The following is a 21,997-nucleotide window of genomic DNA, read 5'->3' as shown; positions in this document are numbered from 1 at the left end:
CGCATGGTTCGCGCGTTGAATCGAATCATGAGCGAGATCGTGGATCAGGCCGAACTGCGTGCCCTGCTGGGTGATCCGACACCCCGGGCCGTCGCCAAGGAGCGCGTCGCACTCCATGCTCGCGACAAGGAGTGGATCTCGCTCTCTCCCTTCGTGGTCCTGGCCACCAGTGACGCCGACGGTAATTGCGATGCCTCGCCCAAGGGTGATCCGGCCGGTTTCGTACATGTACTGGACGACCACACCATCGCCATCCCCGAGCGTCCGGGTAATCGCCGGGCGGACGGCTATCTCAATATTCTGAGCAATCCGCATGTGGGCGTGATCTTCCTGATTCCCGGCCGCGGTGAAACCCTGCGTATCAACGGTAAAGCCCGGCTGGTGCGGGAGGCGCCGTACTTCGACGACATGGTGGTGAAGGGGCATCGCCCGATCTTGGCCGTCGAGGTTCGGGTCGAGCAGATCTTCCTGCACTGCGCCAAGGCCTTCCTGCGCAGCGGCCTGTGGAAGCCCGACCAGTGGCCGGTCGATACGCTGCCGAATCAGGCTCGGCTGGTGAAGGAATTGCAGCCGGACAGCACCGAAACCCTCGAACAATTGGAGAAGCACTACTCGCACACCTACGAGGAGCTGCTCTACAAGTCCTGACTGTCGATGCCGCCTGCGCATCAACGCGCTCGCACCAATAAACTCGCGGCGTGGCAGACATCTCGGTACGCGGACAGTTGGCGCTGCGGGCGGCGACGGCGGCGTCATGGGCGTCGCGGCGCGCGGGGCGCGGCAATGGTTCGATGATCGGCGGCCTGATCGCGCTGAAGATCGATCCGACGATCATGACTCAGCTGGGGCGGGGCCGGCGCACGGTGCTGGTCACCGGCACCAATGGCAAATCGACCACCACCCGGATGACCACGGCCGCGCTGCAGACCATCGGCGCGGTCGCCACCCAGGCTGACGGCGCGAATATGGATGCCGGAATCGTGGCCGCGCTCACCGCGAATCGCACCGCGCGCCTGGCCGCCATCGAGGTGGACGAACTGCATCTGCCGCATGTGGCGGACGCGCTCGATCCCGCCGTGGTGGTGCTGCTCAACCTCTCCCGCGATCAGCTGGACCGGGTCGGCGAGATCAATATGATCGAGCGCCGCCTGCGCGCCGGTATGGCCCGGCATCCGAATGCGGTGCTGATCGCCAACTGTGACGATGTGCTGGTCACCTCCATCGCCTACGACCATCCGAATGTGGTGTGGGTGTCCGCCGGCAGCGGCTGGTCGGTGGATGCCACCAGCTGCCCGCGCAGCGGTGAGCCCATCCTGTGGGAGGGCGAGCACTGGTACAGCACCGGAACCGATTTCAAGCGCCCGGAACCGCAGTGGCGGGTCGACGAGCATGCCATCCACGGCCCCGACGGCCTGGAATTGCCGCTCTCCCTTGCCCTTCCGGGTCGCGCCAATCGCGGTAACGCCGCGCAGGCGGTGGCCGCCGCCGTCGCCATGGGCGCCGATGCGGCCGCCGCGGCCGAGGCCACCGGCACCGTGAACGAGATCGCGGGCCGCTACCGCACCGTCGAGGTGAACGGCCACAACGCCCGCCTGCTGCTGGCCAAGAATCCGGCGGGCTGGCAGGAGGCGCTGTCCATGATCGATTCCGCCGCAACGGGTTTGGTCATCGCCGTGAACGGTCAGGTGCCGGACGGCGAGGACCTGTCCTGGCTGTGGGATGTGCGTTTCGAACACTTCGAGGGCACCCAGGTGGTCGCCGCCGGTGAGCGCGCCACCGATCTCGCGGTGCGCCTGACCTACGCCGGTGTCGAGCACATCACGGTCGCGGATCCCTTGCGCGCCATAGCATCCTGCCCGCCCGGCCGGGTCGAGGTGCTCGCCAACTACACGGCGTTCCGTGATCTGAACCGAGACCTCGAAGAGAAGGCGCGGGCATGACCGACTCGACCGTACGCATCGGCCTCATCCTCCCCGATGTGATGGGCACCTACGGTGACGGCGGCAATGCCGTGGTCGTCCGCCAGCGCCTGCGCATGCGCGGCCACGCCGCCGAGATCGTGGAGATCAACCTGTCGGACCCGGTGCCGGATTCGCTGGACATCTATCTACTCGGCGGTGCGGAGGATTCGGCGCAGCGGCTGGCCACCCGGCACCTGCAGCGCTATCCCGGTCTGCAGCAGGCCGCCGGGCGCGGCACGCCGGTCCTGGCCATCTGCGCCGCCATCCAGGTGCTCGGGCACTGGTACGAAACCTCCTCCGGTGAACGGGTCGACGGTGTCGGCCTGTTCGACGTCACCACCTCACCGCAGGACAAGCGAGCCATCGGCGAGGTGGCCACCCAGCCGCTGCTGCCCGGACTCACCCAGGCGCTCACCGGTTTCGAAAACCACCGTGGCGGAACGAAACTCGGTGGCGACGCCACCGGCCTGGCCCGCGTGACCAAAGGCGTCGGCAATGGTGTCGGCGACGGTCTCGAGGGTGTGGTTCAGGGTTCGGTTCTGGGCACCTATATGCACGGCCCCGCGCTGGCCCGTAATCCCGAACTCGCCGACTATCTCATCAAGAAGATCCTCGGCGTGGATTCGCTGTCCCCCCTTGATCTTCCGGAGGTCGACCAGCTCCGCCGCGAGCGTCTGCGCGCCTGACGGCCTCTGCTCGTCGCGGCTTTTACCACGCCTCGGCCGCGACACATAGCCGACACGCATGACCAATCTTGTGGCGCACGAAGAATGTGTTGTTGCGGGACCGACCGACCGGTAATCTCGCGCGCGGCCTACTTGATGAGGGAGGTGGCCGGTTGCGCAGGCGCGCCATTTTCAAGGCCGCGGGGGCCGCGGCTCTGCTCGCGGGCATGGGGTCGGGTGTCGCCGCGCGCGGCACCGGGGCCGCATCGGCGAATCCGGTGTGGAACACGCTGTTCCAGGCCTGGGTGCCGGAGATCTTCGCGCCGCTGCCGGATCCGCCGGAGCACACCGAGGCGATCGTCATCGGATCCGGCTTCGGCGCGGCCGTGACCGCGCTGCGACTGGCCCAGGCGGGCATTGCCAATACCGTGCTGGAGCGCGGATCGCGCTGGCCCAATGATCCCAATCGGGAGATCTTCACCGGCGATGACCTGCCCGACGGCCGCGGTTTCTGGCATCGCTCCAGCTTCACCGGCGTCACCAAGGTGCCGATGACCTTCGCCGACTTCGGCGGGGTCCTGGACGTCACCGAATTCGGCGGTATCGATGTGTGGCGCGGCGCCGCGGTCGGCGGTGGGTCGATCGTCTTCACCGGGGCCATGATCGCGCCGCCGCGCGATATCTTCGATTCGCTCTTCGGCGGTATCGCCGACTACGACGAACTCGATCGCGTCTACTACCCGCGGGTGCGGGAGATGCTGCGGCTGAGCCCCATGCCCGCCGATATCTACAACTCCGCGCCGTTCAACCATTCGCGGGTGTGGGATCGACAGGTGCGCGCGGCGGGTTATGAACCGCTGCCCAATGATTCGATCTTCAACTGGGATGTGCTGCGCGCCGAACTCGCGGGGACCTCGCGCGCCTCGGCGACGGCCGCGCGCAGTAATCTCGGCAACTCCAACGGTGCGAAGTTCGATCTGAATCAGAACTATCTGCGCTACGCCGAGGGCACCGGCCGCACCGGAATCTTCCCCGGGCATCGGGTGGACTCCATCGGCCAGGACGGCAGCGGCAAATTCGTGGTGTCGGTGACCAAACTGGCCCCGACCGGCGAGGTGCTGGCCACCCGCACCCTCACCTGTGATCGTCTGTTCCTCGGTGCGGGCTCGGTCGGCACCTCCGAACTGCTGGTGCGCGCCCAGGCCACCGGCACCCTGCCCAATCTCAATGAGCATATCGGCGACGGCTGGGGCACCAATGGTGATGTGGTGCTGGCCCGCAGCGTCACCGAACCGGCGCTGACCGGTGGCGGGGTGCCCAGCGCCAGTCGCATCCATGATTCGTCCGGAATGCCGCTGACCCTCGAAAATTGGTTCGTCCCGGGCATTCCCGTGGATACGCTGGCCATCGCCTCGCTCGGTATCGTGCTCGATCCGACCCGCGCGCGCTTGCGCTACGACCGTGCCCGCAATACCGTCGGCCTGAATTGGCCGCGTGCCGCCCAGGATCAGGTGATCGCGGCCTGCCGTACGGTCGATCGTCGTATCGCGGGCAGTTCGAACTCCTCGGTCGACTACTCGCCGATCGGTTATGACGCCAATGCCGCCTTCACCGCGCATCCGCTCGGTGGCGCGGTCTACGGCCGGGCAACCGATTCCAATGGTCGCGTGCACGGTCATCCCGGTCTGTATGTGATGGATGGCGCGGGTATTCCGGGCAGTACCGCCACGGTGAATCCTTCGCTCACCATTACCGCGCTCGCCGAACGGAATATCGAGGCGATTATTCGCGCGGGCCGATAGCTGGATCGCCCGGACTCGGAATCAGGGCTTATTCAGCATCGGCAATTACGCTGGCGCGAGACCGTTCGATGAGGAAGGGGTCGGCGTGAGCGACAGCGCACCGAAGGCGGGGGAGCCCCCGCGGCGGCCACCCGCCCTGTGGACCGATCTGTTCATGCTGGCGCTGGCCGTGGTGTCGGTGGCGCTGGTGGTCTGGGTGACGTTCTTCCACGTCTCGGACCACACCTTCCAGGTGATCCGCGTTCTCGACTTCAGCATCTGCGCGATCTTCCTGATCGAATTCCTGTGGCGCTGGCGGCGATCGGACTGGAGTTGGACGTTCCCGTTCATCTACTGGTACGAGGTACTGGGCATGATCCCGGTGACCAGCCCGTTCTTCCGCGGTTTCCGGCTGCTGCGCATTGTGGTGATCGCGGTCCGGGTGGGCCGGGTGGCCGATCGCGCGCTCGGCGAACGGGTGACGGCGGCGATCGTGAATCGTTCGGTCGGAGCCATTGTCGAGGCGGTCAAGCGCCCGGTCACCATGGCCGTACTGGACGAGGTCGGCGAGGTGTTGCGCACCGGTCACTACACCCGCAATATCGCCAACGCGCTGGAGGAGAACCGGGGTGAGCTCGATCAGATGATGCTCGAGCTCATTCGCCAGGATCCGGCGCTGGGCCGGGTGCGCTATCTCCCGTTCCACGAGGACATCATCCGCGGTATCGCCGATGCCAGCTTCCGCCTGGTCTTCCAGGTGCTGGCCGATCCGCGCACCGATGAGCTGGTGGCGGACGTATTGCGGGAGAACATCGATCAGATGCGCGATTCGGTGCGGGCCGGGGTGCGGGTCCCGGAGTCGGTGAATCACCGGGACCCGCGATGACCTCAGACAGGTGCGGTCCCGCCGTGCCGGATCTGATCGCGTTTCTGCGCGTACCGCAGCGTTTCCCAGCCGATCATGGCCGTCAGTACCGCGCACAGCAGGCCCAGCGCGGCCAGTGCGGGCAGTGCCGTTGCGAGCGGAATCAGCGCCAGCAGCGCCACGGAGGCCACCACACGCGGAATCAGCCATTTGTGTGTCGCGTAGTACCGGAAACCCACCAGCGCCAGCAGATAGGCCACCACGCCCCCGTAAAGGGCATACAGCGGAATGCCGTAGAGCTTGTCCTGCAGTGAATGTCCTTGTGCCCCGCCCACGTAGCTGAGCACCTTCTTCAAACCCAGTGACAGGGCCACGATTCCGGCGATCATCGGGAAGTGCCAGTAGGTGTAGCAGCCGCGCGCGATCTGAATGCGCCGCTCGCCCTTGGCGTGCTCGAGCTCGTGTTCGACCATCAGCGCCGCCACATCGAAGTACGCCCACCAGAGCAGACCCGAAATGGCAAGTCCGAGTATCGATCCCAATGCGATCGGCCAGGAAATCGGCAGTCCGGCGACGCCGACGCCGATCGAGACGATGGATTCGCCGAGCGCGATGATGATGATCAGCCCATACCGTTCGGCAAAGTGCTTGGCGGAGTTGAGCACCCAGTCGTTACCGGAGAAGCCGGTCCACAGCATCTCCGCGGCCAGCGCCGCGAACCACAGTGCGACCTGCGCACCGCCGGAGCTGAGCGCGCCGAAGATGAGCAGCGCGCCGCCGATGGTGAGCGAGCCGGACGCCCATCGCACGACCTGCCCGCGCAGTTTCGCATCCCCGGCGCTGGCCAGCCAGAACACCCACAGGTGTACGGCCCGCGCGACCAGATAGGCGATGACGAAGACCAGGGGCCCGTACCAGCCGCCGGGCAGATCGTGGAAGGCCTCGGGAATGGTGAGCGCGATGAGGAAGACCGCGCCCATGGCGATGAACATGGCTATGCGGGTGATGCCCTCATCGGCCTTGACCACATTGCCGAGCCAGGAGTAGCCGATCCAGTTCCACCACAGCAGCATGAGAATGACCAACGCGCGCAACAGGTTCACGGCGGTGGTCTCGTGGGCGGCCAGATCGGTGACCATGGTGAACGCGAAGACGATCACCAGGTCGAAGAATAGTTCCAGCTGAGTGACGGAGGCGTCCTCGCCCACCGTGATTATTCGGGTTCGCTGCGCACCGGGCATGCAGGACATAGTGCCGGGTTCGCACCCCGAACGGCAGTGTCAGCGACGCGTGTTCACCCTCGGCGTCACGCGGTGCCGAAGCCCGGTTCCAATCCGCGGCCATAGTTCAGCGGCTGTGAATAGCTGGTGGGCTCGTACGCGGCGGGTTCGGCGTACGGGGCCTCCTCGACCTCGGCGAAGCCGTCGCCACCGAGTCCTTCGACACCGGTGACCGATTCGACGAAGGCGATGAAGTTCTCGATGGTGGCCTCGCCCTCACGGCGCGCGGTGCGCTTGAGCAGCATGCCGGGCGCGGGAATCGGCAGGTAGAGCTCGGTGTGGTACCAGATCTCGGTACCGCCGTCCTCGGTTTCGGCGAGGTCGAACCAGCCCTGGCCGCCGGCCCCGGCACTGGATTCGGCGACCTTCCAGGCGACCCGGTTCTCGCTGCAGGTGTATTCGACGACCTGCCGGTCGGGGCGACCCATGAGGGTCGCGGAGACGTAGGCCCGTTTGGGGCGGCCCATCTTGTCTCGGGTGGCGACCCGGACGTCCTGATGCGAGGGGGACCAGTCAGGCAGTTGCTCGACCATGAGCAACGCCTCCATCACCTGATCTGGATCGATGTCGATGATGAAGCGGTGATCAGTTTTCGTGCGCATTACCTACCCTCCAGCTTGGGCACCGATTGTGACCAGCGTCGCTCTCCGAGTCAACTGCCTCGCAGACCGCCCGGTCCTTTCTGTGTCGCCGGAATTGTGAATGTCACTGGCGTGCAATGGAATCGGAACGTACCCGCCGGTAAGTTCCGTTTACCGGTTTAGTGACCCACGACACAGAAATTCCCCGCCCTGGGAACTGATCACCCGGCGCGCTCGCGCAGCAGTCCGGTCACGCGCACCGAGGTCTCGTGCAGTCGCTGGAATACATCGAGCAACACCGTCATCTGCTCGTCGGTGTAGTCGTCCATGACCTTGCCGAACTCGCGCGCCAAAACCTCGTAGTGCGGCGCGATTTCGTCGATGCGCTCCGGGATGGCGGTGACGATCACCCGCCTTCGGTCCTGCTCGTCGTGCTCGCGGCGCACATATCCGGCCTTCAGGAGCCGGTCGATCATGCGGGTGATCGCCCCCGTGGTGAGGCCGGTGCGCTGTGCGAGTTCACCGGCGGTGGCGGGTCCGTCCAGGCGCAGCAGATTGAGGCAGCGCAGATCCGTCACGTGCAGGCCGAGTCGATCGGCGATGGCCCCGTGCACCATGACGGCGTCGGTGGCGGTGCGCTGGGCGGCGAGGGTGAGCGCGGCGGCCAGTTCCCGGTGCTTTTTCGTCATCGCTTGACAGCATAGTCTGATCCGAGCAATATCTTACTCAATCAACTATTGATTGATTCAGGGGATATTCATGACTACCGGTCAGCTCACCGACGAAACCGCCATCCGAGACCTGTTCGACCGCTCCAACCAGGCATGGGAGGCCGGTGACGCGCACGCCTACGCGGCGGTGTTCACCGCGGATGCCGACTATGTGACCTGGTTCGGCCAGCATGTGAAGGGCCGCGAGGCCATCGAGGCGTCGCACGTTCCGGTATTCGCCAAGTACCTGAAGGGAACTCACCTCGACGGTGAGATCACCCGGTTGCGTTTTCTCACTCCCGATGTGGCGGTGGTGCACGGCCGCGGCGCGGTGGTGAAGGGTAAGCGCCGCCGCGGCCGCTTCAATACAAAAGTCAATATCTATGTGGCCGTGCGGCGTGAAGGGGAGTGGTCCTTCGCCGCTTTCCACAACACCAAGTACAGCTGGCTGTTCAATACCCTCGCAGGGTCGCCGGAGGCTGCCCGGTAGTCTTGGGGGCCGGTAGCAGCAGTTTGTCGATCTTGGAGGATTCCCGCAGTGGCTCTCGTCGTCCAGAAGTACGGAGGATCCTCGGTCGCCACCGCCGAGCGCATCCGCAGGGTCGCCGAGCGAATCGTCGAGACGAAGAAGCAGGGCCACGATGTGGTGGTCGTCTGCTCCGCGATGGGTGACACCACCGACGAACTACTCGATCTGGCCCAGCAGGTGGCCCCCGCGCCGCCCGCCCGCGAAATGGACATGCTGCTCACCTCGGGTGAGCGCATTTCGAATGCGCTGGTGGCCATGGCCATTCACTCGCTCGGCGCGGAGGCTCGGTCCTTCACCGGTTCCCAGGCCGGTGTCATCACCACCGGTACGCACGGCAACGCCAAGATCATCGATGTGGCTCCCGGGCGGGTGCAGAACGCGCTCGCCGAGGGCACCATCGTGCTGGTCGCGGGCTTCCAGGGCGTGAGCCAGGACAGCAAGGATGTGACCACGCTGGGCCGCGGCGGCTCCGATACCACCGCCGTCGCGCTGGCCGCCGCCCTCAATGCCGATGTGTGCGAGATCTACACCGATGTGGACGGCGTCTTCTCCGCCGACCCGCGCATCGTCGCCGATGCCCAGAAGCTGGACACCGTCTCCTACGAGGAGATGTTGGAGATGGCCGCCTGTGGCTCGAAAGTTCTGATGCTGCGCTGCGTCGAGTACGCGCGCCGCTACAACGTGCCGGTTCATGTGCGTTCGTCGTACACCGACAAGACCGGCACCCTGATTTCCGGATCGATGGAGGACATCCCGTTGGAGCAGGCAATTCTCACGGGCGTCGCGCACGACCGCAGCGAGGCCAAGGTGACCGTGGTGGGCATTCCGGATAAGCCGGGCTACGCCGCCAAGGTGTTCCGGGCCGTCGCCGATGCCGAGATCAATATCGACATGGTGCTGCAGAACATCTCGAAGGTGGAGACGGGTAAGACCGACATCACCTTCACCCTGCCCAAGCTGGACGGTCCGCGCGCGGTCGAACTGCTCACCAAGGCGCAGGGCGAGATCGGCTTCTCGCAGGTGGTCTACGACGATTTCGTCGGCAAGGTCTCCCTCGTCGGCGCGGGTATGAAGTCGCATCCGGGCGTCACCGCCACCTTCTGCGAATCGCTCGCCGAGGCGGGTATCAATATCGATCTCATCTCCACCTCCGAGATCCGAATCTCGGTGCTGGTCAAGGACACTGATCTCGACGAGGCCGTCAAGGTGCTGCACCAGGCGTTCGACCTGGGCGGCGACGAAGTGGCGGTCGTACACGGCGGAACGGGGCGCTGAGTCATGGGCGTACGCGTAGGAGTTGTCGGCGCGACCGGTCAGGTCGGCGCTGTCATGCGAAAGCTGCTGGAGGAGCGCGACTTCCCCGCCGATGAGGTGCGGTTCTTCGCGTCCGCGCGCTCGGCCGGTAAGACGCTGCCGTTCCGCGGTAAGGACATTGTCGTCGAGGACACCGAGACCGCCGATCCGTCGGGCCTCGATATCGCGCTGTTCTCGGCCGGTGCCACCATGTCCCGCGTCCAGGCCCCGCGCTTCGCGGCGGCCGGTGTCACGGTCATCGACAATTCCTCGGCCTGGCGCAAGGATCCCGAGGTGCCGCTGGTCGTCTCCGAGGTGAATCCGGAGGCCACCCGCAATCTGGTGAAGGGCATTATCGCCAACCCGAACTGCACCACCATGGCCGCCATGCCGGTGCTGAAGGTGCTGCACGATCAGGCCGGTCTGCGGCGGCTGATCGTCTCCAGCTACCAGGCGGTTTCGGGTAGCGGCCTGGCGGGCGTCGAGGAGCTGGTCTCCCAGGTGCGCGCGGTCATCGACGATGCCGAGAAGCTGGTGCACGACGGTTCGGCCGTGGACTTCCCGGCGCCGAACAAGTACGTCGCCCCCATCGCCTTCGATGTGATCCCGCTGGCGGGTGCGCTGGTGGACGACGGCTCCGAGGAGACCGACGAGGATCAGAAGCTGCGCAACGAGTCTCGCAAGATTCTCGGCCTGCCCGAGCTGCTGGTCAGCGGTACCTGCGTGCGCGTGCCGGTCTTCACCGGCCACTCGCTCTCGATCAATGCCGAGTTCGCCGAAGCGATTTCGGTGGAGACCGCCAAGAAGCTGCTCGCCAACGCTCCCGGCGTGAAGCTGGTCGACGTCCCGACCCCGCTCGCGGCCGCCGGTATCGACGAGTCCCTCGTCGGCCGTATCCGCCAGGATCCGGGCGTGCCGGACGGTCGCGGTCTGGCACTGTTCATCTCCGGTGACAACCTGCGTAAGGGCGCCGCTCTGAATACCATTCAGATCGCGGAAGTTCTGCTCGCGGACCGCTGACTCCGAAAATCGGAACGAGCCGTTCGATCCTCTTCGGATTGAACGGCTCGTTTTTCATATTCGGTACCACTTCAGTCCGTCCAGAGTTCCGCGCACGGCAGTGGTGGAAGTCGATCTACCGCGGCACCCTCGGGGGTGGTAGCCGATGGCCCGATGGTGACTTCGATACTGTGCGGACGCAAGTGCGCCGCGAGCCGTTCGGCAATTGCCCGGCCGGCGCGGTAGTCGAGCACCATGCCGCCCGGAAAGCGCAGGCGCACATGGACTTCGCGCGTTTCTGGTGCGGCGGTCATGTGCCACCCCTTGTCGTCGGATTGGTGCGACGGGTCCGTAGTAAACGTTAAACACAGAAAAATTGCGGTGCAATAAGAAAAATACATGTTCCATACTGTGCGCCGTAAGCTCCCCCGGTCTGGAATCCTTGTCCGCAGATCCCACTGGGAAGGAGAAGGGCATGGTAGGAATCGGCGAAACAAGCGGGCGGTGACGGCCGGGAAAGCCGATCAGGCAGAAGGAGTTTGACCCGGTGGCCGAAAGTACCCTAGGGGCACGGGTAGCTGAGTTGCGGCGGCGGCGGGGACTATCGCAGAAGGAGTTGGGCGCAGCCATCAGGCGCTCGGAAAGCTGGGTGTCGCAGGTCGAACGCGATGTACTGCCGGTCGAGAGACTGTCCGTACTCCAACGACTGGCCGACGTCCTCGGAGTCGCGGTGCGAGACCTGAGACCCGAGGCGGCCGAACCGATGGCCGCCGATCGCGGTGACGGTCATCGACCCGGATCCGCCGTTTTCGAACAACTGCGACTGTTACTCACCGGACATCCCGCATTGGAGCAACTCCTCGGTGACGAGGCCGATCGCGAGTCGGCCGACAAGTTGCCGGGGCTACAGGAACGAGTCGATCTGGCATGGCAGTTGGCGCACGAGTCTCGGCTCGTGGAGGTCGGCAGCGCCCTGCTGGAGTTGATTCCGGATCTCGAACACGCGGCGCGGACCACCTCCGCGAAACGGCCGGAGGTGCTGACACTGCTGTCACGCGCCTATCAGGTGGCCGCCACCGCATTCACCCGTCAGGAGGAAGTGGACGCGGCCTGGGTAGCCGCGGATCGGGCGCTCACCGCGGCCGAGGAATCCGGTGACGCGCTCGGCGTCGTCGCCGGAACCTACCGGATGGCACAGGCTTTCCTGCGACTACAACGGCTGGAACAGGCCGAGCAGGCGGCTCGGGTCTCGGTGACGGCGCTCGCGCCGCAGATCGCCGACACCGAGCTGGTGCGTCCGGAAGTTCTGTCGCTCTATGGATCTCTGCAGCTCATGCTGGCGGTGATCGCGGCGACCGATGGCAATCGGACGGCCGCGCGCACCGGTCTGGCCGCCGCGCGCACCGTCGCGCAGCGACTCGGTGAGGGCCGCAATGATTTCGACACCGAATTCGGCCCGACCAGTGTGGCCGTGCACGCGGTCGCGGTGGCCGTCGAATTGGGTGATGCGGGTGAGGCGCTCGATACCGCGGCCTCGGTGGACGCCACGGTGCTCTCACCCGAACGACAGGCGCGTTTCCTGGTCGACGTGGCTCGCGCGCACGCGCAGCGGCGGCAGGCCGCCGATGCGCTGGGGGCCTTGCTCAATGCCGAGCGCCTGGCACCGGAGCTGGTACACCATGATCCACGCGCTCGGGAGGTGGTGCGGGATCTACTCCAGTTCGCGGGCCGCCGACCAGCCGATGATCTGCGTGAACTGGCAGGCCGCGCCGCCGTCACGCCCTAGTGCATTCCGTGGGTTCGGGGACCCACGGGATGCCGGAACGGGCACTTCAATGAATGCCCGGGGTGCGCGGATCCGGGCCGACGCACGCCAGTAACGCGCAGCCGGGCGGTGCGTCGCTGAACGGTGGCGCGAGCGGAGTATTCAAGCAGGACAGCGCATTACAACCCGGGTAGGCATCCGGGCCGAGCCCGAATACGGCGAGCGCGATATCGGCGTCGAAGTACTTGGAGGCATCGAACCGCAGCGGCGGTTGGACGAACTGCCCCGGATCGGGGACCGGGGGATCGTAGAAGGCGGCGAAGAGTTCGCGGAAGAACTCGTGCGAAACCTCCATGCCGTACTGCAGGATTCCGCTCGGGCCCTGATCGGTGTGCACGCCGAAGACACCGGTCCACACCACCAGCAGATCCAGGCTGGGGATGACGAACACATGCTGTAGACCCAGTCCGGACATGGAAAACGTGTCCGCGGGCAGGAATTCGGCGTTCTCGGCGCAGTCCGGGCCGAGCCAGAACAGATAGCCGTAGCAGTGGTTGGTCGCCGAGGCGGTGGTGGCGCGGTCGAGGTAGGCGCGCGAGACGATCTCCCGGCCCTGCCACTGCCCGCCGTTCGCCGCCAGCATGCCGAGCCGGGCCAGGTCATCGGGCGGGATCATCAGGTGCGCGTAACCGTAGGTGTGCCCGGAGCGGTCCCGGGCCCAGTAGTAGTCGCCGCGCGCGATGCCGATGGGGCCGAACAGTTCCCGCTGCGCGAACTCCTGCAGCGGCTCCCCGATGGCCAGTTCGAGCACATAGGAGAGCAGGTCGACATTGCGCTGGCTGTAGGAGAAAGTGCTCCCGGGCGGATTGTCGAATGGCACGCCGAGGGCCTGCACCCCGCTGAACGGGTCCACCGGAATGACGCCGGTGAGTCCCTCGGTGACCAATCCGATCCGCAATCCGGAGGTTTCGGTGAGCAGATTCCGCACGGTGATCGCCCGATGTTCCGGATCACCCACGCCCGGCGGAAGGTACCGATCGATGGGCGCGTCGATATCCAGTTTTCCTTGATCCCAGGCGATTCCGGCGAGCAGCGAAACAATACTCTTGGTGACACTCCAGACATTCCACGGAATATGTCTGCTTTGTGCGTTTTCTGACCCTTCGCCAATCAGGCAATTGTGTCGGAAAACCTGCACATTCAACCGATTCCGGCTCGCAGCGAAGTTCAACGCGTCCCGCAATCGCTGGCCATCCAGCCCGACCTGCTCCGGCGCGGCCCGTTCGAATTCCCGCCCGTCCGGTTGCGCACACCGAATTTCCCCCTGCGATACCGCCTCCGGCTGCGCATGCGCGATCACACTGCCGAAGATCAAGATCGCCACCGCCACCGCGCCGGCCAACCCCCCGCGCATGCGCACCATGCGTTTCAGGCTAGCGGCCGATTTCCCGCACCAGCGGATGAATCGGTAATCACCGCGTGGCGACTTGCCGAACGCCGCACACCCCCGGACAGCGGAACGCCGCCAGGAGGGGGGAGTCCTGGCGGCGTCGCTCGCAGCGGTGCTGCGAAGAGGCGTCGACGCCCAACAAGCGCCTCTCGGCGAGTGGTCGCTCGTAGCGACAAAGGGTGCGGCCCGGGGCTGTTACCGACGCCGACAGTGGGGATCAACCGCGCCTGTCGGGGATCTATTCCGCGGTTCGCGCTGTGACGTGCGCTACCTACCCGGCCCCACCTCGTTTGGTGAGCGAACTATTCACTGCGCGCTGTCACCGGAACCGTTTAGCATTCGGCTCAATAGCCTGAACTTCTCTGGGGGAGCCTTGACCGACGATCCGGTGATCACCGAACTGCTGACCGTGCTCGAGCAGAACCCGGAGCTGCTGTCCCTGCGTCTGCGCGTGGTCGAGCTGCTCGCCGATCGCGAACGCTACGCCGACGCACTCACCCACTGTGCCACCGCGCTCGGCCAGGATCCCGGTAACGCGGTCGCCATGACGCTGCTGCAGCGCTGTTCCGCCGCACTGGCGGGTGGTGCGAGCCCGGCGCCGGTCGCGGTGCCGGAGGCCCCGGAATCCATGCGTGGCAACGGTTTCGACTGGGCCGCCGCCGAGGCCGAGGTCGGCGACATAATCAAACCCGCCTTCGTGGACGACGACGGCGAACCCTTGGCGGCCGCCGAGGGCGATGTGGATCTGTTCCAGCCGCCCAAGATCTCCCTCTCCGAGGTCGGCGGTATGGAGAATGTGAAGCGGCAGCTGGAACTCTCACTGCTCGGCCCGCTCCGAAATCCCGAGCTGGCCAAGGCATTCGGTACCAGCGCGCGAGGCGGCCTGCTGCTGTACGGCCCGCCCGGCTGCGGTAAGACCTTCATCGCCTCGGCGGTGGCGGGGGAGCTCGGCGCGAACTTCTACCCCATCGAGATCGCCGAGATCCTCGATATCCACCTGGGCGCGAGCGAACGCAACCTGCACCAGATCTTCGAGGTGGCGCGCCGCAATGCGCCCTGCGTGCTGTTCATCGACGAGGTCGACGCGCTCGGCTACAAGCGCAGCCAGCTGTCCGGCTCCGCGGGTCTGCGCACGGTGGTGAATCAGCTGCTCACCGAGATGGATTCGGCCACCGGCGATAACGAGGGCGTCTACATCCTCGGCGCGACCAACCACCCCTGGGATATCGACGTGGCCCTGCGCCGCCCCGGCCGCTTCGACCGCATGATCCTGGTGACCCTGCCCGATCCGGACGCCCGCGTCTCGATCCTGCGCCACCACCTGAAGGACCGCCCCGTCGAGGGCATCGACCTCAAGGCGATAGCCCTGCGCACCGACGGGTTCTCCGGCGCGGATCTGGCCCACATCGCCACCTCCGCAACCCAATTGGCGATGGCGGACTCCCTGCGCGCCGGAGCCGTCCGCCCCATCCGCATGTCCGACATCGACCAGGCCCTGACCCAGATCCGCCCCAGCACCAACGCCTGGTTCGAATCCGCCCGCAACGTAGTCGAATTCGCCAACAACGACGGCGCCTACGACGAACTCGCCACCTATATGAAGCGCATGAAGCTGCGCTGACCGGACACGCGGTAGGGGCGGGAAGAACAAATGGATAGTCGTATCGAACGGGCCGGTGTGCTCGTTCAACTGGGGCGGTCGGAAGCCGCCCGGGAGTTGCTTGCGGAGGTGCTCGCCGGCGAGCCGGAGAATCTGCCGGCGCTGGCCTTGATGGCCGATATCGAATACCGGCTCGGTGACTACCAGCGATCGCTTCGATACAGCGGCGACGCGCTGCGGTCAGTACCCGAGAACGCGTCGCTGTGGCGCTCGCGAGCCGCGGCCTTCTGGATGCTTGGCCGCCGGGCCGCCGCCGAGCCGGAAACCGCGCGCCGGTACTACGCCGATGCCCTGGCGAATGCGTCGCGCGCCGTGCAGATCGATGCCGAGGACGTCGCCAGCCTGCGCATTCTCGCCGTGACGCAGGCCCAAGCCGATCCGGACACCGCCCTTGTGACGGTGGGGCGGGCCCTGGAAATCGATGCCGAGGACGCCGCCCTGCACTCTTTGCATGCCGCGGTGCTGTACAGCCTGAAATCGCGCGGCGCGGAATTCATCGAGCGAGCGCGGGCCGCCTACCACGAATCGCTCCGCCTGGAACCGAACAGCGCCGAAGCCCTCTACCACCTCGGCGTCATCGACTTCGAGCATGGGAATCGCCGACAAGCGGCCGAGCGGCTGCATAAGGCCGCACGGATCGATCCGTACTACGCGGACTCGGCGCGGCACTACATCTACCGGATCAGGCATGAGTACCGGGCCGCCGGAGTCACCCTGGTCTATTCCGATACCGGTGCGGATTCCGGCCACGAGCCCGAGCCCGAGCCCGAGTCCGAGCCGGTGCCTGAGTCCGAGCCGGTGCCCGCACCGACTCCGTCGGGACCCACTGGCGAATGGAATGCCGAGGTGCTGGCCGAACTGCGCCGGTTCGACCCAGAACGCTGGCGTGAGACCACCCCGGAGGGTTTCGACGCGGGGGTGGCGGTGTTGCGTGACCTACTCGCCATCGACCCCCGGAATGCCGCCGCCGCACACGAATTGGCGTTGACCGACTGGTTGTGCGGGCGGCGGCGGGCGGCGATCATTCGGTTGCGCAAGGTCGCGCGGTGGGATCCCGCGCGGGCGGATGAGGTGGCTCGGCATATCGCGTTGATCGAGTCCGAAGCCGGTCGGGCCGAAGCCGATCGGGCCGAGGCCGATCGGGTCGAGCGGGGGATCGAATCCGAGGCCGCCCGGGTGCGGGCGCAGGAGCGGGCACGGTTGCGCCGCACGCGATCCACGGGGGTGAGTACTCGTGACCTGGCCGCCGCGACCCGCCTGCACCGGCCGCGCCGCTCTCGGGCCGGATGGCTGGCGCTCCTCCCGGTGCTGCTCATCCTGCGGCTGATGCTGAGTAGTGGTTCGGAGGATTCGAGCGGCCACCAGCCGTCGACGGTGACCCCGACCAGGCAGGTGCCGCCCTACAACCCGGCGACCGACCCGGCATTCGTATCGCTGTTGAAGTCCCCGCCACCGGCCGTGCCGCATGGATAGCCGGATCGAGAAGGCGCGGGTGCTGGCGAGTCTGGGACGCCTCGTCGCCGCCCAAGAGATGCTGGGTGAGGTCCTCGCGGGGGAGCCGGAAGATGTTGTGGCACTGGCGGATATGGCCAATGTGGTGCTGCGGCTGCGGGATTATCCACGGGCTGTGGAGTACAGCGCGGCGGCGCTGCGGGGCGAGCCGGAGAACACCTTCGCGTGGCGGGTGCGGGCACTGGCCGAGTTGGGGATGGCCCGGGATGTCGAGTTGGGTCCCGAGGCGGTGCTGGAGCATCGGGGGCGGGCGACAGCGGCCGCCGAGCGGGCGGTGAAGATCGATCCGGAGAACACCGACAATCTGCGAATCCTGGCCTCCACCAAGCGAGATAAGGATCCACGGGGCGCTCTGAAGACCCTGGAGACGGCGCTCGAACTCGATCCGGACGATGTCGGCGTGCACCTGCTCCGCGGTTTCATCCTGCGGCGAAACCTGAAGGGGGCGAACAACACCGAGCAGGCCGAGCTGGCCTTCCGGGAGGCGCTGCGGCTGGACCCGGAGAACGCCGAGGCCCTGTACGAACTGGCCCTGATCGATCTCGAGCGCGGCAATCGCACCGCGGGACAGGAACAATTGCGCCGTGTAGCCCTGCTCGACCCGGAGTACGGCCCCGCGGTCCGCGATCACCTGGACTGGCTCGCTGCCGAGCAGGACCGCCTGGCCCAGGCCGCGCAGGCCGCCGAGACCAGGCGACTGGCGAACCGCTACACCGCCGAACCGCAGCCGAAGTTCATCCTCGAAGCCTCGGGGAAATCCGGCAGCGGTCGGGCCTATCGGTGGGGGATCGGGGTCCTGGTGTTGATCATGATCCGCATGATCGCGGCGGGTCTCTCGGACGACTCCAGCACGCCCTCGTACACCCCGCCGCCGGTCCCGACCTGGGTGCGCACTCCACCGGCCACCTACTACAACCCGCTTCCGTTCCCGAGCCTCCCGCCGGAGTTTCGGCGCGACTGGCCCACGAATCTCCCCAGGGTGACGGTCCGCACCGAGCCCCCGGTTGCCCCGCCGCAACCGCAGCTCACGGTCCCGCCGGGGGTCAATCCATTCCCATAACCTTTTCTTGACTAACTCAAGAAAAGAGGGCAGGGTGGGGTTCGATGCAGTGCCCGGCACGTGCACTTCCTACATCAGAAGGAGGCGTCGAATGACCAAGCCGACAACCACCAATACCGGCACTCCGGTGGTCAGCGACAACGAATCGCTCACCGCCGGAACCCAGGGTCCGATCCTGCTGCACGACCACTATCTGATCGAGAAGCTGGCTCAGTTCAATCGCGAGCGGGTACCCGAGCGCATCGTGCACGCCAAGGGCGCGGGCGCGTTCGGCGAATTGGTGGTGACCGGCGATGTCAGCCGCTTCACCAAGGCCAAGCTGTTCCAGCCCGGTGCCCGCACCGAATCGCTGGTCCGCTTCTCCACCGTCGCGGGTGAGCAGGGCTCCCCGGACACCTGGCGTGATCCGCGCGGTTTCGCGGTGAAGTTCTACACCCCGGACGGCAACTACGATCTGGTGGGCAATAACACCCCGGTCTTCTTCATCAAGGATCCGATCAAGTTCCCGGACTTCATCCGATCGCAGAAACGCCTGCCCGGCAACGGACTTCGCGATCACAATATGCAGTGGGACTTCTGGACCCTGCGCCCGGAGACCGCACACCAGGTGACCTGGCTGATGGGCGATCGCGGTATCCCCAAGTCCTACCGGCATATGAACGGTTACGGCTCGCACACCTACCAGTGGATCAATGCCGCCGGTGCGCGTTTCTGGGTGAAGTACCACTTCAAGACCGATCAGGGCGTGCAGTCGCTGACCCAGGCCGAGGCCGACACCCTCGCGGGCACCGATCCCGATTTCCACCGCCAGGATCTGTGGGAGTCCATCGAGCGCGGCGAATTCCCCAGCTGGACACTGCATGTGCAGGTCATGCCGGTCGCCGACGCCGACGGCTACCGCTTCAACCCGTTCGATCTGACCAAGGTGTGGTCGCATAAGGACTACCCGCTGATCGAGGTCGGCAAGTGGACGCTGAACCGCAATCCGGGCAACTACTTCGTCGAGATCGAACAGGCCGCCTTCGAGCCTTCGAATGTCGTTCCGGGCATTGGCTTCTCGCCGGACAAGATGCTGCTCGGCCGTGTCTTCGCCTATGCGGACGCGCACCGCTACCGCATCGGCACCAACTACGCGCAGCTGCCGCCGAATCAGGCCAAGGCCGCCGAGGTGAACTCCTACTCCAAGGAGGGCGCCATGCGATACGGCTACAACGAGCCGAATGTGCCGGTGTACGCGCCGAATTCGTACGGGGGCCCGCATGCCGATCCGGAGCGGGCACCGGACGGTGGCATCTGGGACTTCGAGCCGACCATGGTGCACGCCGGATATGTCGAGCACGCCGAGGACGGCGACTTCACCCAGCCGGGCACCCTGGTGCGTGAGGTGCTCGACGACGGCGAGCGCGATCGCCTGGTGAGCAATGTCGTCGGCCATGTGCTCGGCGGTGTGCGGGAGCCGGTGCTGAGCCGGGTATTCGAATACTGGAAGAGCGTCGACTCGGAGCTCGGCAAGCGCATCGAGGAAGGCGTGCGCGCCGGGCTCAACGGCTAGCTGGAATCTCCAGAACTCAACGCCCGCACCATGATTCGTGGTGTGGGCGTTACTGTGCCAGTAGCGCGTCGGTCAATTCCTCGGCGGTCTCGCGATCCAGAGGCGCGTGCCCGATCAGGAATCGATACCAGAACAGCCCGTAGAACTGATCGAGCATGAGATCCAGGTTCGCGTCCGCGCGCAGTTCTCCGCGTTCCTGCCCGCGCGCGAGAATCTCTCGCGCTACCGCCCGCCGGTCCAGGGTGAATTTCCGCATGAGCTCGGCGAGGTGATCGTCCCATGCTGCTTCCCGTACCACCGTCCGCAGCGCGGGCGCGGTCGGTTTGCGTTGCGCCCCAGCGAATGTGGACTCGATCAGGAGCAATAGATCCGCGCGCAGCGACCCGGTGTCCACGGTGGGCACGTCCTGTTCGGACCGATTGGTAAGCGCGTCCAGCAACAGCGCCCCCTTCGATGGCCACCACCGATAGACGGTCTGCTTACCGACCCCGGCCGTCCGCGCGATGGCGTCGATATTCACCGTCGCCCCTTCGGATTTCGCGAGTAGCTCCAGGGTGGCGTCCAGAATCGCCTGGTGCGCCGCCTCATTGCGCCGCCGCCCGGTATGTGGGCGTTCCATATCGACCTCCTGTGACTCAACTCACCACTTTGTCGAGACTAATAGTCTCGGCTACGGCGTTATCGAGACTGTGAGTCTCGTAAGCGTAGAGCGGGACACCAACCGAAAGGCATTCGACATGACCACAGCGGATTCAGCCACCGTCCAGCGCGTCGTCGTCATGGGCGGCAGCTCCGGCATCGGCGAGGCCACCGCCACCCTGTTCGCCGCGGAGCGGGCCGAAGTGGTGATCACCGGCCGCACCCAGGACAAGATCGACGCGGCCCTGGCCCGCATCGGCGGCAAGAGCACCGGCTACCGCATGGACGGCACCGATCAAGCCGATATCACCGCCTTCTTCGCACAGTCCGGTCCGATCGACCACCTGGTTATCGCGGTCAGCGGAGCGGCGGGCAGCGGCGCCTTCGCCGACCTGGACCTCGATGACCTGGAGGCCGGTTTCACGCAGAAATTCTGGCCCCAGGTCCGCATCCTGAAAGCCGCTCTCCCGCAACTGACTTCGACCGGATCGGTCACCCTCGTCACCGCGGCCTCGGCTCGGTCGGCCTTCGCCGGAACCTCGGGCCTGGCCGCCGTCAACGGCGCGCTGGAGGCAATGGTGCGCCCGCTCGCCATCGAACTGGCCCCCGCCCGCGTCAACGCGGTTTCGCCGGGCGTCATCGACACCCCGTGGTGGGATCGGGTTCCGGAGGCGCAGCGCCGCGACCTCTTCGACGGGCTCGCCGCCACCACCCCGGTCGGCCGGGTCGGTCATCCGGACGAAATCGCCAGGGCCATCCACTCTTTGGCGACCAACGGTTTCGTCACCGGCGTGGTTCTCGAGGTCACCGGCGGCGCGAACCTGCCCACCGGTCGCTGAACTCAGCGTCCGGCGCGAAACTCCGGATCGAGCCCGTCGAGCACGCGGCCGATCTGAAGATCGAAGTTTTCGGTCCGTATCCGAGACATATCCGCATCGGGTACGGCGGTCTTCTCGGAGAAGTTGAGGTAGCGCCGGTGCAGGGTGGGATAGGGGCGGGCGGCGATTTCGGCCGCGGGCATGAGCTTTCGATACCAGTCGACCTCATCGAGGCCGCTGCGCCGGATGGTGATCTGGGCGGCGGCCTCGCTCAGCGCCAACCCGATGACGAAGGAGAAGATCACGGTTACGGCGAGATCGGCGTCCGCGGGCGCGAATCCCGCGTCCTCCAGCAGGCTGAGTACGGATTCGTTGAGCCGCAACATATTCGGTGCGAGATAGAGCAATCCCATTTCGCCCAGCACCGAGGACAGCCACGGATGCCGCAGCATCAGCTCGCGCAGATCGTGACTGAAGGCCAGCATGGCGGGCCGCCAGCCGTCGGGTCCGGCCACCGGTGGGGTGAGTTCGCCGAAGACCGCATCGGTGATGAGCTCCATGAGCTCTTCCTTATTGGCCACATGCGTATAGAGCGAGGTCGCGCCCGCGCCGAGCCGGGTGCCGAGCTTGCGCATGCTCAGCGCTTCCATGCCCTCGGCATCGAGTAGGGCGAGCGCTTCGGAGACGATCTGCTCGCGGCTGAGCGCGGGTTGATCGCGGCGACGGCTGCGCGCGGGCTCCCGGGTCCACACCGACTGAATCTGCTGTTCTGCCTCGGCCATGGTGGCTTCTCCTTTGTCCGCGGTCAGCATAACCCCTGCTAGAACGCTGTTCGAAACGCGGTACGCCGTTCGGTCTTGCGAACAGTGTACGGAGA

General features: G+C 66.1%; 21 protein-coding genes. 14 read left to right on the top strand and 7 right to left on the bottom strand.

Annotated elements, in window-relative coordinates; translation table 11 throughout:
- The first annotated feature begins 27 nt into the window (after window positions 1-27).
- The 5 genes from OHB26_RS10085 to OHB26_RS10065 all read left to right on the top strand — a co-directional run bounded on the left by OHB26_RS10085 (window position 28) and on the right by OHB26_RS10065 (window position 5,293).
- Complete coding sequence (locus tag OHB26_RS10085) at window positions 28-648, top strand: pyridoxamine 5'-phosphate oxidase family protein (protein WP_330183927.1); 621 nt, start codon at window positions 28-30, stop codon at window positions 646-648.
- 50 nt (window positions 649-698) lie between these two features.
- Window positions 699-1,940 carry a Mur ligase family protein gene (locus OHB26_RS10080; RefSeq protein WP_330183926.1) on the top strand — a complete coding sequence of 414 codons (1,242 nt, stop codon included), beginning with the start codon at window positions 699-701 and terminating at the stop codon, window positions 1,938-1,940.
- Entirely contained in the window at window positions 1,937-2,647 is a 711-nt protein-coding gene (locus OHB26_RS10075; protein ID WP_330183925.1) for a type 1 glutamine amidotransferase, read from the top strand. The genes OHB26_RS10080 and OHB26_RS10075 overlap by 4 nt, the downstream gene beginning before the upstream one ends.
- Before the next feature lie 152 nt (window positions 2,648-2,799).
- Window positions 2,800-4,428, top strand: a complete 1,629-nt coding sequence (locus OHB26_RS10070) for a GMC oxidoreductase (protein ID WP_330183924.1) — start codon at window positions 2,800-2,802, stop codon at window positions 4,426-4,428.
- 85 nt (window positions 4,429-4,513) lie between these two features.
- Complete coding sequence (locus OHB26_RS10065) at window positions 4,514-5,293, top strand: ion transporter (protein WP_330183923.1); 780 nt, start codon at window positions 4,514-4,516, stop codon at window positions 5,291-5,293.
- 2 nt (window positions 5,294-5,295) lie between these two features.
- Here OHB26_RS10065 and OHB26_RS10060 read toward each other — a convergent pair whose 3' ends face one another.
- The 3 genes from OHB26_RS10060 to OHB26_RS10050 all read right to left on the bottom strand — a co-directional run bounded on the left by OHB26_RS10060 (window position 5,296) and on the right by OHB26_RS10050 (window position 7,822).
- A complete protein-coding gene (locus OHB26_RS10060; protein WP_330183922.1) occupies window positions 5,296-6,513 on the bottom strand; it encodes a low temperature requirement protein A in 1,218 nt (405 codons plus the stop codon).
- Between the two features lie 65 nt (window positions 6,514-6,578).
- Window positions 6,579-7,154 (bottom strand): SRPBCC family protein, encoded by a 576-nt coding sequence (locus OHB26_RS10055; protein ID WP_330183921.1) that lies wholly within the window; start codon window positions 7,152-7,154, stop codon window positions 6,579-6,581.
- Between the two features lie 200 nt (window positions 7,155-7,354).
- Complete coding sequence (locus OHB26_RS10050; protein ID WP_330183920.1) at window positions 7,355-7,822, bottom strand: MarR family winged helix-turn-helix transcriptional regulator; 468 nt, start codon at window positions 7,820-7,822, stop codon at window positions 7,355-7,357.
- Between the two features lie 70 nt (window positions 7,823-7,892).
- Here OHB26_RS10050 and OHB26_RS10045 point away from each other — a divergent pair, with 70 nt between their 5' ends.
- From OHB26_RS10045 to OHB26_RS10035, 3 genes are read left to right on the top strand one after another with little or no spacing between them, the layout of a single operon-like run.
- Window positions 7,893-8,333 carry an SgcJ/EcaC family oxidoreductase gene (locus OHB26_RS10045; RefSeq protein ID WP_330183919.1) on the top strand — a complete coding sequence of 147 codons (441 nt, stop codon included), beginning with the start codon at window positions 7,893-7,895 and terminating at the stop codon, window positions 8,331-8,333.
- A 48-nt stretch (window positions 8,334-8,381) separates the two neighbouring features.
- Entirely contained in the window at window positions 8,382-9,647 is a 1,266-nt protein-coding gene (locus OHB26_RS10040) for an aspartate kinase (RefSeq protein ID WP_067569349.1), read from the top strand.
- Window positions 9,648-9,650: 3 nt separating this feature from the next.
- Window positions 9,651-10,685 carry an aspartate-semialdehyde dehydrogenase gene (locus OHB26_RS10035; RefSeq protein ID WP_330183918.1) on the top strand — a complete coding sequence of 345 codons (1,035 nt, stop codon included), beginning with the start codon at window positions 9,651-9,653 and terminating at the stop codon, window positions 10,683-10,685.
- Window positions 10,686-10,756: 71 nt separating this feature from the next.
- On the opposite strand, the gene OHB26_RS10030 is transcribed toward OHB26_RS10035, so the two are convergent.
- On the bottom strand, window positions 10,757-10,978 hold the full coding sequence (locus OHB26_RS10030; protein ID WP_330183917.1) for a hypothetical protein: 222 nt from the start codon (window positions 10,976-10,978) through the stop codon (window positions 10,757-10,759).
- 233 nt (window positions 10,979-11,211) lie between these two features.
- On the opposite strand from OHB26_RS10030, the gene OHB26_RS10025 reads away from it, so the two are divergent.
- Window positions 11,212-12,450 (top strand): helix-turn-helix domain-containing protein, encoded by a 1,239-nt coding sequence (locus OHB26_RS10025; RefSeq protein WP_330183916.1) that lies wholly within the window; start codon window positions 11,212-11,214, stop codon window positions 12,448-12,450.
- A gap of 46 nt (window positions 12,451-12,496) precedes the next feature.
- Here OHB26_RS10025 and OHB26_RS10020 read toward each other — a convergent pair whose 3' ends face one another.
- On the bottom strand, window positions 12,497-13,852 hold the full coding sequence (locus OHB26_RS10020; protein WP_330183915.1) for a serine hydrolase domain-containing protein: 1,356 nt from the start codon (window positions 13,850-13,852) through the stop codon (window positions 12,497-12,499).
- A gap of 400 nt (window positions 13,853-14,252) precedes the next feature.
- Here OHB26_RS10020 and OHB26_RS10015 point away from each other — a divergent pair, with 400 nt between their 5' ends.
- The 4 genes from OHB26_RS10015 to OHB26_RS10000 all read left to right on the top strand — a co-directional run bounded on the left by OHB26_RS10015 (window position 14,253) and on the right by OHB26_RS10000 (window position 19,663).
- The gene (locus OHB26_RS10015; RefSeq protein WP_330183914.1) at window positions 14,253-15,500 is read left to right on the top strand and encodes an ATP-binding protein; all 1,248 of its coding nucleotides are present in this window, start codon (window positions 14,253-14,255) and stop codon (window positions 15,498-15,500) included.
- A gap of 30 nt (window positions 15,501-15,530) precedes the next feature.
- Window positions 15,531-17,012 carry a tetratricopeptide repeat protein gene (locus tag OHB26_RS10010; RefSeq protein ID WP_330183913.1) on the top strand — a complete coding sequence of 494 codons (1,482 nt, stop codon included), beginning with the start codon at window positions 15,531-15,533 and terminating at the stop codon, window positions 17,010-17,012.
- Window positions 17,005-18,111: a tetratricopeptide repeat protein gene (locus OHB26_RS10005; protein ID WP_330183912.1), complete on the top strand. Its 1,107-nt coding sequence runs from the start codon at window positions 17,005-17,007 to the stop codon at window positions 18,109-18,111. The genes OHB26_RS10010 and OHB26_RS10005 overlap by 8 nt, the downstream gene beginning before the upstream one ends.
- A 91-nt stretch (window positions 18,112-18,202) precedes the next feature.
- Window positions 18,203-19,663, top strand: coding sequence for a catalase (locus tag OHB26_RS10000; protein WP_330183911.1), 1,461 nt, complete (start codon window positions 18,203-18,205; stop codon window positions 19,661-19,663).
- A 49-nt stretch (window positions 19,664-19,712) separates the two neighbouring features.
- Here OHB26_RS10000 and OHB26_RS09995 read toward each other — a convergent pair whose 3' ends face one another.
- Window positions 19,713-20,282, bottom strand: a complete 570-nt coding sequence (locus OHB26_RS09995; protein WP_330183910.1) for a TetR/AcrR family transcriptional regulator — start codon at window positions 20,280-20,282, stop codon at window positions 19,713-19,715.
- 118 nt (window positions 20,283-20,400) lie between these two features.
- On the opposite strand from OHB26_RS09995, the gene OHB26_RS09990 reads away from it, so the two are divergent.
- Window positions 20,401-21,141, top strand: a complete 741-nt coding sequence (locus tag OHB26_RS09990) for an SDR family oxidoreductase (RefSeq protein ID WP_330183909.1) — start codon at window positions 20,401-20,403, stop codon at window positions 21,139-21,141.
- Between the two features lie 2 nt (window positions 21,142-21,143).
- Here OHB26_RS09990 and OHB26_RS09985 read toward each other — a convergent pair whose 3' ends face one another.
- Entirely contained in the window at window positions 21,144-21,902 is a 759-nt protein-coding gene (locus OHB26_RS09985) for a TetR/AcrR family transcriptional regulator (protein WP_330183908.1), read from the bottom strand.
- Window positions 21,903-21,997 lie beyond the last annotated feature (95 nt).

Source organism: Nocardia sp. NBC_01503, assembly GCF_036327755.1.
In the GTDB taxonomy this organism is placed as follows: domain Bacteria; phylum Actinomycetota; class Actinomycetes; order Mycobacteriales; family Mycobacteriaceae; genus Nocardia.
This window is presented reverse-complemented; position numbering and strand designations above follow the sequence as displayed.